The sequence below is a fragment of the Brevundimonas sp. KH_060 genome, from assembly GCF_057838275.1.
Genome location: NZ_CM174463.1, coordinates 974,385 through 988,292, shown reverse-complemented (window position 1 = coordinate 988,292; position 13,908 = coordinate 974,385). Strand labels below are relative to the sequence as shown.

At 64.5% G+C, this 13,908-nt stretch carries 13 protein-coding genes and 1 other annotated feature; of the genes, 4 read left to right on the top strand and 9 right to left on the bottom strand.

The genetic code is table 11. The annotated features are described in order from the left end of the window. Window positions 1–624: 624 nt before the first annotated feature. Window positions 625–1,853, top strand: a protein-coding gene (locus AC3IPP_RS04915; protein ID WP_128114971.1) for an IS3 family transposase whose coding sequence is annotated in 2 segments (ribosomal slippage) — window positions 625–913 and window positions 913–1,853 — 1,230 coding nt in all. Because the reading frame shifts where the segments join, the coding sequence is not laid out codon by codon here. Beyond that, window positions 906–1,022: a sequence feature (AL1L pseudoknot), on the top strand. (Overlaps the previous gene by 117 nt.) 75 nt (window positions 1,854–1,928) lie before the next feature. Here AC3IPP_RS04915 and AC3IPP_RS04910 read toward each other — a convergent pair. The 6 genes from AC3IPP_RS04910 to AC3IPP_RS04885 are packed head-to-tail and all read right to left on the bottom strand — an operon-like array spanning window position 1,929 to window position 7,211. Then, window positions 1,929–3,293, bottom strand: coding sequence for an AlbA family DNA-binding domain-containing protein (locus AC3IPP_RS04910; protein WP_291535387.1), 1,365 nt, complete (start codon window positions 3,291–3,293; stop codon window positions 1,929–1,931). Then, on the bottom strand, window positions 3,280–4,194 hold the full coding sequence (locus tag AC3IPP_RS04905) for a HEPN domain-containing protein (protein ID WP_489150562.1): 915 nt from the start codon (window positions 4,192–4,194) through the stop codon (window positions 3,280–3,282). The genes AC3IPP_RS04910 and AC3IPP_RS04905 overlap by 14 nt, the downstream gene beginning before the upstream one ends. A gap of 58 nt (window positions 4,195–4,252) precedes the next feature. Next, the gene (locus AC3IPP_RS04900) at window positions 4,253–5,626 is read right to left on the bottom strand and encodes a hypothetical protein (protein ID WP_489150561.1); all 1,374 of its coding nucleotides are present in this window, start codon (window positions 5,624–5,626) and stop codon (window positions 4,253–4,255) included. Then, window positions 5,604–6,176, bottom strand: a complete 573-nt coding sequence (locus AC3IPP_RS04895) for a thermonuclease family protein (protein WP_291535391.1) — start codon at window positions 6,174–6,176, stop codon at window positions 5,604–5,606. The genes AC3IPP_RS04900 and AC3IPP_RS04895 overlap by 23 nt, the downstream gene beginning before the upstream one ends. Continuing rightward, window positions 6,142–7,026 carry a hypothetical protein gene (locus AC3IPP_RS04890; RefSeq protein ID WP_291535393.1) on the bottom strand — a complete coding sequence of 295 codons (885 nt, stop codon included), beginning with the start codon at window positions 7,024–7,026 and terminating at the stop codon, window positions 6,142–6,144. The genes AC3IPP_RS04895 and AC3IPP_RS04890 overlap by 35 nt, the downstream gene beginning before the upstream one ends. Further along, window positions 7,023–7,211: a hypothetical protein gene (locus AC3IPP_RS04885; RefSeq protein ID WP_291535394.1), complete on the bottom strand. Its 189-nt coding sequence runs from the start codon at window positions 7,209–7,211 to the stop codon at window positions 7,023–7,025. The genes AC3IPP_RS04890 and AC3IPP_RS04885 overlap by 4 nt, the downstream gene beginning before the upstream one ends. Window positions 7,212–7,317: 106 nt before the next feature. Here AC3IPP_RS04885 and AC3IPP_RS04880 point away from each other — a divergent pair, with 106 nt between their 5' ends. After that, window positions 7,318–7,644, top strand: coding sequence for a hypothetical protein (locus AC3IPP_RS04880; RefSeq protein ID WP_291535395.1), 327 nt, complete (start codon window positions 7,318–7,320; stop codon window positions 7,642–7,644). A gap of 66 nt (window positions 7,645–7,710) precedes the next feature. Beyond that, a complete protein-coding gene (locus tag AC3IPP_RS04875) occupies window positions 7,711–8,349 on the top strand; it encodes a hypothetical protein (RefSeq protein ID WP_291535396.1) in 639 nt (212 codons plus the stop codon). Here AC3IPP_RS04875 and AC3IPP_RS04870 read toward each other — a convergent pair. From AC3IPP_RS04870 to AC3IPP_RS04860, 3 genes are all read right to left on the bottom strand, one after another. Further along, the gene (locus AC3IPP_RS04870) at window positions 8,333–9,271 is read right to left on the bottom strand and encodes a hypothetical protein (protein ID WP_489150560.1); all 939 of its coding nucleotides are present in this window, start codon (window positions 9,269–9,271) and stop codon (window positions 8,333–8,335) included. The two genes, AC3IPP_RS04875 and AC3IPP_RS04870, sit on opposite strands and share 17 nt — an antisense overlap. Window positions 9,272–9,512: 241 nt before the next feature. Beyond that, on the bottom strand, window positions 9,513–11,555 hold the full coding sequence (locus AC3IPP_RS04865) for a ParB/RepB/Spo0J family partition protein (protein WP_354038960.1): 2,043 nt from the start codon (window positions 11,553–11,555) through the stop codon (window positions 9,513–9,515). Between the two features lie 511 nt (window positions 11,556–12,066). Then, window positions 12,067–13,173, bottom strand: coding sequence for an IS110 family RNA-guided transposase (locus AC3IPP_RS04860; protein WP_489150559.1), 1,107 nt, complete (start codon window positions 13,171–13,173; stop codon window positions 12,067–12,069). Between the two features lie 316 nt (window positions 13,174–13,489). Here AC3IPP_RS04860 and AC3IPP_RS04855 point away from each other — a divergent pair, with 316 nt between their 5' ends. Beyond that, the gene (locus AC3IPP_RS04855; protein ID WP_291539397.1) at window positions 13,490–13,900 is read left to right on the top strand and encodes an aldo/keto reductase; all 411 of its coding nucleotides are present in this window, start codon (window positions 13,490–13,492) and stop codon (window positions 13,898–13,900) included. Window positions 13,901–13,908: the final 8 nt, after the last annotated feature.

Here is a 13,908-nt window from a genome sequence, read left to right as displayed (position 1 = left end):
AAGAAGTTCCCGAGATGGACCCGGCCGAGGCCAAGATGTTCCTCCGGTTGTGGTACCTGGGAAGCGCCTGCCGAGCAGGCGAGCCTACCGAGATCGAGGGAGTGAACTTCGAGCTCGCGCATCCGGACCTAGATCGATCGCAATGGTCGCCGAGTTCAGTGCTTGGCTCGCCGCGATTTGATCGCAACGCGCCTCGGGTGCTTTTTCCTTGGAGCACCGAAGACGATCGCGTGATTCAGAATGCTCGTGGATCCGCCATCGAGGTCAAGAAGGGTGACACACTTATAATCACCGGTATGAAGGTTCTCGCCGTTCGCGCCGGGCGAGGCAAACTCGATCATCCTCATCACCAAGAAAATAGATGGGCGGAGCTGGCTGTTCGGTCTCCGGCTGGTCGCATCACTCCAGTCGCCCAGGCGTGGGAGTTTCGGGGTGCGGCGGATGTTATGTCTCCACTGTCAAAGGGCGACTACTTCCATGCGCAACAGGCGCTTTACGCACGGCTACAGGCAGCGCTCGGCTTTGAAGAGGATGTTGAGAGCCTGCTGCTCTCAGATGACATGAGCGATTGTGAACCGCCCCGGGTTTCCCGGAGGCTCCAACTCCTGAGTAGGATGGAGCCCGATGAGCAAGACGACGAACAAATTTGCGCCGGAGGTCCGCGATCGAGCGGTTCGGATGGTGCTGGATCATGGCGTGGAGCATCCGTCGCGCTGGGCGGCGATAGTTTCGGTGGCGAGCAAGATCGGCTGCTCGGCGCATACGCTGAACGAGTGGGTCAAGAAGGCGGAGGTGGACGCAGGCCGGCGCGCCGGCGTCCCGACCGACCTGGCCGAGAAGCTCAAGGCGCTGGAGCGGGAGAACCGCGAACTCCGTCAGGCCAACGAGATTCTCCGCAAGGCGTCGGCCTATTTTGCGCAGGCGGAGCTCGACCGCCCGTTCAAGCGATGATCGCCTTCATCGACGATCACCGACAGGCCCACGGGGTCGAGCCGATCTGCAGGGTCCTGCCGATCGCCCCGTCGACCTACCATGAGCATCTCGCCCGGCGCCGCGATCCGGCCCGGCGTCCGGCCCGGCTCCAGCGTGACGAAGCGCTCCGGCCCGAGGTGCTGCGCGTCTTCACCGAGAACTTCGGTGTTTACGGCGTGCGCAAGGTCTGGCGGCAGATGCGGCGTGAGAGGCTCCCCGTCGCCCGTTGCACGGTCCAGCGGCTGATGCGGGACCTGGGCCTTCAGGGCGTGATCCGCGGCAAGCCTGTGCGCACGACGTTCAGCGACAAGGCGACGCCGTGTCCGCTGGATCAGGTGAACCGACAGTTCCAAGCGCCCGCGCCCAACCGGCTCTGGGTCTCCGACTTCACCTACGTCGCGACCTGGGCGGGCTTCGTCTATGTGGCCTTCGTAATCGACGTCTACGCCCGCTACATCGTGGGCTGGCGCGTCAGCCGGACGGCCCATGCCGCCTTCGTCCTCGACGCCCTGGAGCAGGCGATCCATGACCGTCGCCCCGTCCACGGCGGCGGCCTGATCCATCACAGCGATCGCGGCAGTCAGTATCTTTCGATCAAGTACACCGAGCGCCTGGCGGAGGCCGGCATCGAGCCTTCGGTGGGCAGCGTAGGCGACAGCTATGACAACGCCCTCGCCGAGACCATCAACGGTCTCTACAAAGCCGAGGTCATCCATCGACGCGGGCCGTGGCGCACCTTCGAAGCCGTCGAGTACGCCACGCTCGAATGGGTCGACTGGTTCAACAACCGACGCCTGCTCGAACCCATCGGCAACATCCCGCCCGCCGAGGCAGAGCAGCGTTACTACGCGGCGATGGACCACGTCCCCATCGCCGCATAACTTAAACCAAATAGCCTCCGGGAAACCCGGAGCGGTTCAAAGCGACCAGAACAGGGGCTTCCTAGTCATCTCGGGCTAGCGGTTACGTCTCCATTCCGTGCTCTGGGTGGAAAACCAAGCTGGCGTGACGACATGGCCGACTCCGAATGCCCGCATGACTGGCCCCGCCAGCAGAGCCGCTACCTCTGTCCAGTTCGCCTCCAAGGCTCCGATGGTCGCGGTCGCCCGGGACTTTCGGACATCGTCCGTCGCCTCATGCCCTTGGAACATCCATCGGTGGTGAAAGTCATGAAGGGTACGGCCCTTCAGCCCGCGCCACTCGCAACGGAAGTGGACTTGGGTGGCGAAACCAAACTCACGCGCCATCAGCGTCGCGTGGCGAACGACCTCGGCGATCCCCATCGCCATCTGGTTGGGACTAAAGGCAGCGCCCGGCGAGGTGCCCTTCCACCAGCTGGTATCTTCGATATAGCCGCGCTCGATGCTGGCGAGGCCGGTCGCTGACACACGCCACACATCCATTAAACCGACGCCGCTATCGGCCTCGAGCAGGTTCATCTCGAGGAACTCCAGCTCCCCGCCATCAAGCTGCTGATCTGTTTTCGAGCGAGGGGTCAATGGCCCATCAAAGACATGGAAGGCGCCCCAGCCCGTGTGGATCTCAGGATCGAGCTCATTGGCGACACGGCGAAGCATGTCCGACAGCTCGTTCGGGCTCGGAAGTTCGCCGGAGGTCTCGATCAGATAGGAGAACCGGTAGTTTGACTTCGCGATGATCTCAGGCCGGCCGTTCTCGGCGACGCCCTTGAGAAAGGCGGCGGCCATCGCAGCATCCCAGTTTTCCAGGCGCTCCATCGCCGATACGGCATCAGGCCCTGTGGCGCCGCCGCGTAGGGCAAGCTCGATGGCGCCGAGGATGCTCGACCGCTCCGCCATGGCGCACCTTCGGATGAGCGGTGTCCATTCTTCCGGGGTCAGGATCGGAGCGCTCTCGGGCCCGACCTTTCGAATGTAGTAGGCGCCGCGGTTGATGCCTTGGACCTTGCCGCTTGGATTCTGAGGGCCATCCGCGCGACAGCAGACCGGGGTCGGCCCGTGGGTTGGCACAATGACTACGGCGTAGGTTCGGCCTTGCGGGTCATCCAGCAGCCGCACGTCGCACTGGAAGACCGGGATGAGATAGTCTTTGACGACGCGTGCGATCGTGTCTCGGCTCGGCAGTTGTGGCCGTGGAGATGCAGGCTCCAGATTGTCGTCAAAGCCGATGACGATGTGCCCGCCGCCGTGGTTAGCGAGAGCGGCGATATGCCTGGCGAGTTTCGCGCGGCCCAAGGGCGTCTCGAGATCGACCTGTGCCTTGTACTCGGCACTGAGCGTCTCGTTCGGATCGTCGACGAGAAGCCGAAGCGCATCAGGTCCGAGGGTGTCAGTCGGAGTCACGTCCCGCCTCTTCGCGAAGATCGCGGAGCCGCTCTTCGCACACCGTGATCGCGAGGCTGCGCAGCACTTCGACCCGTTCTGTCAGCCACACGAGCTCCTCGTCGGTGATCCGATAGTGCTCGGAGTAGCGCGCCTTCACGTAGGCCTCGCGCAACAGCTCGAAGCACCGGCGCTCGAACTTGGTCTCGCGCGGCCAAGCCTCCGCGAGCCGGGCGTTGATCGCCTCGGCCTTCTTGCGGAGAAAAGCCAGATTGTGGGCCTTGCCGCTGTAGAGCGTCACCACGAGCAGGATGCAGTGGTAGAGATGCTCTGACGCCTGGTGGAGACTGAATGCCGCTAGGCTGTTGTTATCGCGCTGCGCGTAGAAGACAGCTCCCGCTTGGAACTCCTTTGAGCTGTGCATCCACTTCGAGAAGAAGCCCTCAGCTTCGGCCAGCGCAGCCTTGGCTTTGATCGTCGCCGGCTTGTGCAGTTTGGCTCCAGGTGTGTCGTACAGGACGACACCATCGCGCAGGATGTCGGCAAAGAAGTAGCGGCCTCTATCCAGCTGTTCGTTCACGTCATCGAGCGTGTGAACAATGATGCTGACGGGCGTGCGGATTTCGCCTTCGCCGGGCATGGTCCGGTTATTGGCGTCGAACCAGAACTCGCCGTCCGTCAGATCCTCATGATCGACGATGACCAGGAGATCGAAGTCCGAAAAGTAGCGTCCGACCGGATCGTGGACCCAGTCCCCTCGCGCGTATGATCCGTAAAGGACGATCTTGAGGATCTTGCCGTTCTTCAGCCGCTCGGCGCGACGCGTCGAGATCGCTTCGTCGAACGAAGTACGGATCACATCGACGACGTAGCGGAGCTCGGACTGCTTGGGCAGCGGCAGATGATCAAGAGACTTTTTCACGGGCAGATTCTCCCCGAACGGCTCGCGCGCCGCAAGGCAAAGTTGAGCGCACCCCTTATCATTCGCCGGTCGAAGCGGGCTGCGGCTCCTCGCCTTCGATGACGACGGCAGTCGAAGAGAAGTAAGGCGGGGGCGTATCCGGCATCAAGGACATGATCCGCCCGTCGGGCCGAACGAACTCATGCGTGGCGCCGCGAATGAGCGCCGGGTCGAGCGGGATGAGGGCGTTCGGATTGTGAATGACGACCATCCCCTCGACCCATGTCTCGGCATAGCCGGGCGCGTGCACCAGATCCCGGAAGGGACGCGGCGCTGGATCGTCCGGATCGCCTTCGTGGCGCCTGTAACCCTCACGCAGCATCCGAACGCGAGGGTCACCGAAGCCGGCGAGGAAGCCCATGCGATTGAACTTCAGCAGCGTTCCTTGCGGATTGATTAGAACGGCGCTGACGTTTTCAGCCCGCTCATAGGCGAAGAAGCCGCTCGGCTCGTTAGCGGCGCCGTAGATGTGGCGCTCGATGCGCTCGACGTGAATCTTCCCCTCCCGCATCGAGTGACGAACACCGAACAGCAGCTCGTTCGCAGCCGGCGCGATGAACCGCATGGAGCCCTGCGCGTGGAAATCCTGGAGCGCCAGAACGAACGGCCGGTCAGCCATGCCTTCAGCCGCCCAGTAGGGCGGCTGTTTGCGAAGCTTGCGACGAAGGGGCCGCACCAGCTTGATAGGGATGAAGTTGGTCAGATAGTCGTCGAATGTCTCCCGAGTGAGCGGCGGCGCCTCAGCTTCACCCTGCGGCGCGTTGGCGGTGGTCGCCTCCACACCGAGGCTGCCGTTCAGGCCCGAGAACTGAAAATCCGGTGCGACCGCGTCGCCCTGACGGGCGAAGCCGAGCTCGGTAAAAGCCGCGAAGAGGTAAAGCTCCCATAGGCGCGCATCGAACCCGACGGTCTGGAACTGCTGGACAAAATTGCCGTCGACGTCCTGATGATAGCGCATCATCGCGGCGATAAGCTCGCGCGCAGGTGAGTATCGCGGGTCGGAGATCAATTTGCGAAACGCAGGGTGCTGATCCGCCTCTGGAGTGATCGGCTCGAAGAAGTCCATCGGAGGGGGGCCATCTTCACCCTGAAGAAGGTCTTCCGGGGGGCCCGCCTGCAGCCGATCCATCGCCGCGACGAGTTGCGCGCGCGCCTCATCGGCGGTGGCGAGGGTGCTGTTGACCTCCACCGCGCGGAACTGCTCCCGTTCGTCCCGGCCCAGCGCGATCCAGCCGAAGTCGTGATCGTGGCGGTCCCAGACCAAAACGCCAATGACGCGTTCATCGTCGGTCGCCAGCCACTCGAACTCCTGCGCCACTCTGACCAGACGGGGATCACGGGTATAGCCCGCCAGGGCGTTGAACCGGATTTCACTCAGCGCTCGCGCGGCCACGGCGTTGCTCCTTTCGCCAGTCTTCGGGGAGTTGAAACTCGCCGGCCCATACGCCTCTGGCTGCCCGGCGGGCCTTCGCCTCTTCAGTCCGATACGCCAGACCGGCGTATCGCGCATAACGAACCGCCAGACCTTGACCGACTAGCCAGGCGCCGAGGTCATCGCCTGCGACCTCGCAACGCGCGACCATGCGGCCGTATCGGTCTGTATCCTGCTCGAAACAGGCTACGGGCCGCCCGTCCAGAAACTGATCGAGCCGGTTTGCGGCAATGCGTCCGCAGGCGACGTCGCGACCCCCGAGCCGACACGACTGACGACTCTCGGGGGCGTCAACGCCCCAGAGCCGGACGCGCTGACCGTGAACCTCCAGCGTGTCCCCATCGATCACCGAGGCCCGGCCCTCTATCGTCGGAGGTAAGGCGGCGCCGCAGCCCGCAAGACACAGCGCCGCGACGATCGCACCCTTGGTCCAAAGCCTGAAACCCTTAGCTGGCCAGCGATCAGACACGCCCAAATCAGACCTCCACCGCGCCGTAGAAATCCTCCGCATCGACGTCGAACTCCTCGAGAAAGGACTGGCGGCGATCCGTAGAGCCCAGGACCGTCTCTTTCTGAAGAAAGACCTGGGCGTTGTGATAGCGCGCCAACCATTCGAACTTCCGCGCCGTCCGCCGGTCCGCTTTCGTCTCTTCACGACCCCTGCGGATCAGCGCCGCGTGGCGTTCCAGAAACAACAAGTAGTGCGCCGGGCTGTCGAACTCGCCCAACTGCGCCAGATAGTCGATGTAGCGGATACCGTCGTCGCCGGTCGCCAACAGGCCATCAATCGCGCGCTCTTCGTCAGCGTAGCTGTTACCCGACATCCAGAGCCGTTTGTCGGTGCGATGCGCCTCGAGCAAGGCGTCATCGACGACGATGCGCGGATAGACGGCCTCGTCGGTTTCAATCTCATAGGCTCGGGCCAACGCTGGACCGAAGACCGGCCCCTGCCCCTTCAGGCCGATATAGGCCTTGCCGACGGTCATGCCCCCTCTCACGAGCACACCCCGGTTCACCAGTTCGATCTGGGCGTGCACAAGATCGATAAGCTCCCAGACCAAGGCCCCATCGCGATGCTGGGTATCATAGGGGCGAACCCGTACGATGGCGTCGGACATTGCGAACGCGAATGGTCGGCTCGTGAGGCGCGCCTCCTTGACCTTCACAGGCTTGCCATCGTCCACCGACTGCCTGAACAGCTGCATCTGGTTCAGCACGTCCATGACGTCAGCCGCCTCGCGGTTTTTGAGGAGGTGGCGAAATCCGAGGACATCGGTGAAGCTGACGATGCAGTCTTCGTAGGCCACATTCTGGGACGCGCTCGCCTCAGACTTCCGCGCCTTACCCGGAGCCTTGGTCATGGCCGGTGCAGCCGATCATGACGTGCTTCGCCCTCCCACAGACTCACGTGCGCCATTGCCTTCTCTTCCGTCTCGAACGGGAGCACGCGCTGAATGCCGACCTTGGTCTCCCAGTGCTGGGCGCCGTCCTCGCCGGTCACGCGCCAGACCGTCGCGTCGCGGTTCTCGTAGATGACTTCACGCATGAATATCAGGACCTGATTAGAATGACTTATGGTTGCGAGGGAGCTTCGCCATATCCATACAGGTGGTGCGTCGGCCCTGTCTCGGCGTTCGTTGGGGAAACGGAAAATGGCGACCGTGATTTACTGGCTGAGCTTCAAGGTCTCGACGGATCGGTCTCCCTCGAAAGGCGTCGATGGGGTCCGTCGCCAATCCATCTACGACGCCGTCACCACCTTTGATCCTGGCTATTGGGAGGAAACGACCTCGTTCATCCTCTTCGACGCCGAGGACGATATCGATGCGGTCGGCAGAGCCGTCGTGGCCGGCCTTGATGCCGATCTCGACACCGTGGTCATCCGCAAGATGTCCACCGCCACCGGCCGCTTCTGGGGGAAGGTGACGATGCCCACGTTCTTGCGCGGCTATGTCGCCAATATCACCCGCCTCTCCTGACACGGCGGGCGGAGTTGGGGGCGGCCTTGAAACCGGTCTGGGTCGCTGAGTTCCCGAGGCTTGAGGATGGGTGCTGAACTGTCGCACTGGCTTCCCGACATCGACATCGCCGTCGGCGATGATCGAGGCGCCTTTCTGAGCCGGATGGCTGATCTCGGCCGGGCGTCCGGCCGCTTCGATATCGAACATCATCGCGACGCCGCCGGTACGGCCGGCTTCGACGTCGTGAACTTCAGGGATCTGGAGGCCAGTCCGCATCGGGAGTTGGGCTTTCAACTGCTGACACGACCGGACACTCCAGACCGGGTCGCCGTCGAGGTGCGCGCGCAGCGGTGGACGCCGGATCCTCCGACAAACGCGGTCTACTGCGACGCGGCCCGCCATCTGGTGTCGCCATTGCTGACGATGTTGAACCGAAGTCACTCCACGCGATATCGACTTCGGATCGAGCGATCTGCTTCGGACCGGTTCAAACTCTCCCCGCGCAACAAGGTCCTAGTGGACCGGTTCGCCCTGCTCGCCAACACGTCCTCGCTGCACCCGCTCGATTGGAAACGGTTCTACGAACTGGTCCGTGAAAGCCGCCAGGAGATTCCCGAAGCCGAGCTTCGGGCCCTGCTGGGCGCGCGGGGTTTCTCCACGGCCCGGTCCGTCGAACTGGCCGAGCTCTACGGCCACCTCTGGGCGTTCAAGCGCCTTCGATAGACCTAGCGGCCTCGTCTGGCGTCGGGGGCTCGTGCCCGGCCGCCTCAGCCAGAAGCTGGAGATAGTCCGGCGCCAGTCGGACACCGTCGGCTTCGAGCAGGAAGCGACTGATGTGATGGACGTGATTCGTGAGATCGTCGTTGGACATCACGCCGTTGAAATACGTGCCGTAGGTTGCGAGCAGGACGTCCACGACGTCGTTGCGAGCCTTCTCGGGTTTTCGAGCGCCGATCCCGCGTTGGATAAAGGACAGCATATAGACGCCGTTGCAGAAGGCGTTTCGCAGGATGAAGTGGTTGGGCCAATTTTTGGGGCTGGGGTAGGTCAGCGGGCTCGGCGCACTCCGGAATATTGAATGAGCGACTGCGCCGACGGCGGTGTCGAACTTGTCGTGCATTTCGGGGGTCAGCGTACCACCACGACGCATATGGGCGACGTCCGACGCCGTGAAGAAGGCCTCGAACTCGGCCAGGTCAGCGGGAAAGTCGGAAGCGCCCTTGAGCACGACCGACATCTGCGTTTGCGCCCATTCGGCGCGTTCCCGAAGCTGGCGCAGGAGACTCGCCTCACCTTCGAGGGCGCGATCAAGAAGCTCGCAGAATTCGCCGAAAGCCTCGGTCTGATCGGCATCGACCATGGCCTGAGGAAGAGGTTCAGCGTCGGGATTCAGGCGTGAGATTTCTCCGGTGCCTTTCAGGATCACGACCTGATCGGCAAACGGCCTGATCACAGAGAAGCCGTCGCGGAGGGCCCGAAGGTTGTCCGGCTTCAACCGCTCCATGGCAACATAGTCGGGAAGGATGGCGCGGTTCTCGCTCGACGCGGAGAGGAATGCGCGCAGCTCATCACTGGCCAAGGCATTGGTGTCGATGACGACTCGCAGCGGCCCGGACTTTTCACTGATCGCTTCGAACATGCCCATCGTGCCCGTCAAGACGTTTGTATCAGACCCACGATGAGCCTCCTGCGGTCTGACCGCGCGCCTCCCGCTGGAGGCTGAGCCGATTTTTCAGGCACGAAGCGCCGTCAGCGAGGACGCCCTTTGCCATCCCGCTATGGGTTCGCACAACCTGATCGCCCCCGTGTTGTTACGGTGCAACGCAAAAAAAATGCCGCGCGCCCCCAAAGGGCGCGCGGCAAGTTTTCAGGTTTAGAGCCGAACCCTATTCAGCGGCGAACGGATAGGCGTCGGGGTCCGTCGCCTCCCCCTCGCTTGTGGCGGGCGCAGCCTCTCCTTCCACTTCCTGCGCCGCCGGTTCGGTTCGCAGGACAGCGGGCAACCAGCCCTTGCCCTCGACCAGACGCTCGGCGGCCTCGGCCATATCGCCCTTCTTGAACCCGGCGATCCGACCGGCCTCCTCGGCGCTGGTCGCTTCGATCACGTCCTCCAGCACCCGCGCCTTGGCGACCCGGCAAAAATAGCTGGACGCGGTGGCGCTCCACGTCCCGGCCATGTCGAGACCGACCTCGGTCGCCAGCCGCTCGGCCTGCGCCAAGGCGCCCGGCCTGCGGTCATGCGGATCGCGCACGGCGTAGAGGCCGACCCCAACGCAGCAGGCCATCAGGTCCAGAAGGTCGGCGCGGCGCATCGGCGCCAGAACCTCCCAAAGGGCATCCACCCGCTCGGGGAGACGCGCGCCCCACGCTTCACACCGGTCGCGGACCCGGCGCCCTGCCGGGCCGTCCTCCACCCCCGGCGCCAGCCTATCCAGACCGTTGACGGTCAGCCGAAGCTGCAGGGGCGTCCACACGCCGTAGCCGGGATAGAAGACCTGCAATGCCAGGGCGTGAACCACCGTGGCGAGAGCGGCGGCGGGGTCGGCCTGGACTGCATCGCGGAGGCCCATGGTTTTGTGAGCGGTCAGGTCGATCAGAAGACGATCCGAAAGGCCCGGCCCTTCGTCGGGCTCGCCGTCACGACGCCGGTCGTCTTCGTCGCCGGGCCGGACCCCAGCCCCCTCCTCCTCGCTCTCGACCTCAGGCGCGTCCGGATCGGGCGCCCGATCCGAGACGACATCCTCGCGCCGGACCAAACCGCGCTCGAACCGAGCGAGACCGTCGTGGCCCAGAAGGACCATGACCCCGGCCCGCGCCTTGACCTCGACCGGATAGTCATAGTCCGGACCAAAGGCCTGCAACGCCTTGTCGATCTCCTCCAGCCGCGCGTCCACCTCGGGCGGCAGGGTCTCGGCGCTGTCCGTCTCCGAAACCAGCCGGTCATACTCTTCCGACAGGGCTGTGATGGCGGCGGCGTCCACTTCCGAACGTTCGACCGCGACGGGATAGACCCGCCCGAGCGCGGAGACCTCGGCATACTCCCCAGCGGCCTCGGCCCATTTCCAGCCCTCCCGTTCGCGCGCCTCGAGCGCCAAACCGGCCAGCTTTTCGGACACCAGCCGGTCCAGAAGTCCCACGTCCTCGAACCATCCTCCGTCATCCTCGGTGAAGAGGTCGCGCAGGATGGCGCCGCCCGCCGCCTGATAGGCCTCGTTGCCGACGAAGGCCGCGCGCCGGTCATCTGCGCGGACCTTGGACTCGGTCATGGCGCGCCGGATGGCGTAGGCCGGAGTGTGGGGACCGATCTGGTCCAGCACCTGACGCTGCCGCTCCTGATCCTCGCTGATACAGAAGGCGGTCAGTTGGTCCAGAGCCAGACGTTCCTCCCGATAGGCCGTCATCAGCTCCGGCGCCGCCGCCGCGAGCCGAAGGCGTTGGCGCACCACATGGGCCGACACCCCGAACCGGGCGCCGATTTCCTCGGCGCCGTAGCCCTTCTCTTCGGACAGCCGCCGGAAGGCCTCGAACTGGTCGGCGGGGTGCATGGCCTCGCGGGTGATGTTCTCGTCGAGGCTGATTTCGTGGGCGTCGTTGTCGGCGTCCACGATCACCTTGACCGGATGGGTCCGCTTGATCGCCTTGCGCTTGGACAGAAGCCGCAACGCCAGCCGCCGCCCCTCCCCGATGGTCACAAGATAGTTTCCGGTCGGCGCGCCTTCTTCGTTCGTCTCGACCTCCACCACCGGCGGCTGCAACACCCCCTTGGCCTTGATCGAGGCGGCCAGCGCCTCGATGGCCGCCGCCGAATGCGGGGTCTTCCTCGCGTTTCTCGGCGAGGCCTTGAGTTGATTGAGGGGCACGAAAACCTCCGCGCCATGCTGCGGCGCGCTCGCTTCGATGGCGGTGGTTTCGATAGGTTGGGCGGTCATGTCTGCCTCCTTTGGGCAAGGGTTGCAGGCACGCGAACTGCGCGCCTGAAACCCTGCCCGTCGGCGAGACCGGGGTAGCAAGGGCCAGGGCGGACCGACCGGAGGGGGATCGCCCGACCTGCACAAGCCTGGCGGCCGTTGCTGTCGTGGAGACCCTGTTGGCGCGGAAGGTTGGGGAGACCGGTCGGTCCGGCGGCGAAGCCGCGTACCCTGACCCGCGCGAGGGCGGAGCCCTTCCATGTCCTTTTTCAAGTGTCTGGACGTGCAAAACCCTTCCGCGCCGCAGGCGCGGAGATGAGCAGGATGAGAGGTTCGTCAGGTTGGGGGCGGAGCGGCGTTGGCGACGGTCGATCAGTCTTCCATTCGCGTGTTGGTTACCGCATGAACGCTTTTCGTCGCGGGCTGGCCTCTGACTTAGGTCGGGCGTCGGCACATGGCCTGCCCACTGGGCTCTCGAGGATGTCCCTGACCTTCCGCTCCGCCCCCGGCCTGACGGGCCAGGGCTCGGCGCTCAAGGCGCCGCTGGCCGCACCTCCTGACCGATCGCCCAGATGAAGCCCGACAGCTCCCGAGCGATAGCGGCGATGACGACAGTCGGCCGCTTGCCGCCGGCGCTGAGACGGCGATATCTATCGCACAGGCGCACCTGGGCCTTCCACGCCACGTCCCGCACCACCTTCGGCTGGCGAGAGACGACGTCGGTCTTGCCGGTCGAGACCCGCGGCGGGTAGCGATAGCTCCAGGCCGCTTCCACCAGCATCCGCCGCGCTTCGCGGTTGCCGGTCTTGGTGATGCCTCCGCGCCGGATCCGGTCGCCGCTGGAATGCTCCGAGGGGACCAGACCCAGATAGGCCATCAGCCGTCGTGGATTCTCAAACCTGCCGAGATCGCCGACGGCCGCGACGAAGCTGACGGCCGAGATGGTGTCGAGGCCGCGCAACGCCCGAAGCGCCTCGACCAGAGGCGACAACGACCAGCCCGCCAGCATGGCGGAGATCCTCGCTTCGAGCTGTTTCCGGCGGTCCTGCGCCGCCCAGACGGCCTCCACGTAATCTTGGAAGACGATGCGGTGCGCATCCTGCTCGAACGCCTGACCCGCCAGCCAGCGGCGGTGCCTCAAGGTCCATGGCTTGCCGACCGGGTAGGTCCGGCCGTGCCGCAGCAGAAACGCCAGCAGTTGCTGTCGCGCCCGCATCAGGGCCATCATCGCGTCTCCCCGGGCCCGGACCAGATCGCGCATGGCCTCATGCACTTCGTCGGGGACCCAGACCGCCGTCAGACCACCCGCGCGGTGTTGAAGCGCGAGCATCTGTGAATCCCGTCGGTCGGTCTTGATGCGATCGCCTGGCTTGCGAGCGATCAGCGTCGGCGCCGCGACCAGGCAGCCATGATCCATCTCCGTCAGCTGGCGGTAGATCCCGTAGCCACAGCCGCCGGCCTCGTAACAGAACTCCAACCGACTACCGGACCGCGACAGCCGACCCGCCAGCTTGCGAACCTGTTCCGGCGTGTTGGCGACCTCGCCGCAGAACCTGACGGCGCCGTCGCGTCCGTCCTCTGCAGTGGTGACGCTGATGCTCAGCTTGTGAACATCGAGCCCCACAAAGAGCGTGTCCATTCCTTCCTCCTAGGCGCTGCTGAAGGCTGCAGCATCCGGCGCCAGGCCGAACGAGGGCAAGGACATACGGACTTAGCTCTTGGCTATTCGCAGCCTTGGCGGCGGCGCCTCAGGCACCGCGCTCCGCCGAAGGGATCAGCATGTCATCGACCATTCTGTGCAGGAGCGAGACGTGGCTCTCCTCGCGCGGCCGGGGCGCTGGGTCCGACGTCATGACCGCCGTCAGAGCGAGGTCGGGCACAAAAAAACCCGTCAGCAGCGCGGCCGCTTCGTGAGATTAACTCAGCGGACCGCTGGGCGTTGCTCACTCCGGGACATGACCAGCGCCACCGCGACGACGAGGCTCGACGCCACGATGCCTGCGCTGACACCGAAGACCATCGCCGACGAGACCCTCGGCATCATCACCCAGGCCTGGTCTCCGATCGGCGGCGTGAACCGCTATTGGGACAGCGGCGAGGACCCGCTGTCACACCCGTTGATCGTGGGTCTCGCTGAAAAATACGCAAAGACCCCGGCTCAGGTCATCCTGCGCTGGCATCTGGATCGCGGCGTGTCGGTCATTCCCAAGTCCGTCAATCCGAAGCGGATCGCCGAGAACATCGATGTCTTCGACTTCACCCTCGCCAGCAAGGATGTGCGCGCTATCGACGGCCTAGATCAGAACAAGCGCGGCGGCCCCGATCCGGATGCAGAGCGCCCAGGTCGGCCCGCTAAGCCAGCCTGATTGATCCT

Coding starts and splice junctions, on each gene's coding strand:
- AC3IPP_RS04855 (WP_291539397.1), top strand. CDS start 13,490: ATGACCAGCGCCACCGCGACGACGAGGCTCGACGCCACGATGCCTGCG.
- AC3IPP_RS04860 (WP_489150559.1), bottom strand. CDS start 13,173: ATGGACACGCTCTTTGTGGGGCTCGATGTTCACAAGCTGAGCATCAGC.
- AC3IPP_RS04865 (WP_354038960.1), bottom strand. CDS start 11,555: ATGACCGCCCAACCTATCGAAACCACCGCCATCGAAGCGAGCGCGCCG.
- AC3IPP_RS04895 (WP_291535391.1), bottom strand. CDS start 6,176: ATGCGGAGGATTTCTACGGCGCGGTGGAGGTCTGATTTGGGCGTGTCT.
- AC3IPP_RS04880 (WP_291535395.1), top strand. CDS start 7,318: ATGGCGACCGTGATTTACTGGCTGAGCTTCAAGGTCTCGACGGATCGG.
- AC3IPP_RS04870 (WP_489150560.1), bottom strand. CDS start 9,271: ATGGGCATGTTCGAAGCGATCAGTGAAAAGTCCGGGCCGCTGCGAGTC.
- AC3IPP_RS04875 (WP_291535396.1), top strand. CDS start 7,711: ATGGGTGCTGAACTGTCGCACTGGCTTCCCGACATCGACATCGCCGTC.
- AC3IPP_RS04890 (WP_291535393.1), bottom strand. CDS start 7,026: ATGACCAAGGCTCCGGGTAAGGCGCGGAAGTCTGAGGCGAGCGCGTCC.
- AC3IPP_RS04885 (WP_291535394.1), bottom strand. CDS start 7,211: ATGCGTGAAGTCATCTACGAGAACCGCGACGCGACGGTCTGGCGCGTG.